The 364-nt window shown below is 66.5% G+C and carries 1 protein-coding gene; it reads left to right on the top strand.

The window, feature by feature from the left end; genetic code table 11:
- Nucleotides 1–364: NUDIX domain-containing protein (locus AC1DHL_RS30195; protein WP_478164394.1), on the top strand; the 364-nt coding region annotated here is incomplete at both ends.

Here is a 364-nt window from a genome sequence, read left to right as displayed (position 1 = left end):
GGGGATGTTCGCGCTGGTCACCGGCTTCATGGAGCGCGACGAGACGCCCGAGCTGGGCGTGGCGCGCGAACTCAAGGAGGAGACCAATCTCGACACGGAATCCGCGTCGCTGATCGGCGTCTACGAGTTCATGCGCAAGAACGAGCTGATCATCGCCTATCACGTGAAGGCGACGGGGCGCATCGAACTGTCCGAGGAACTGGCCGAATACAAGCTCGTGGCGCCCGAGAAGATGCGGATCTGGAACGCCGGCACCGGCTTTGCCGTGGCCGATTTCCTGGAGCGGCGCGGGCTGCCCGTGCGCTTCTTCGACCGCGCCTCGGGCGAGGACATCCCCGACCCGCGCCGGCCGACGGACTTCAGC

Source organism: Variovorax sp. 10L426, assembly GCF_056395305.1.
The sequence above is the reverse complement of the archived record's forward strand: the minus strand, read 5'-3'. Positions and strand labels throughout refer to the sequence as shown.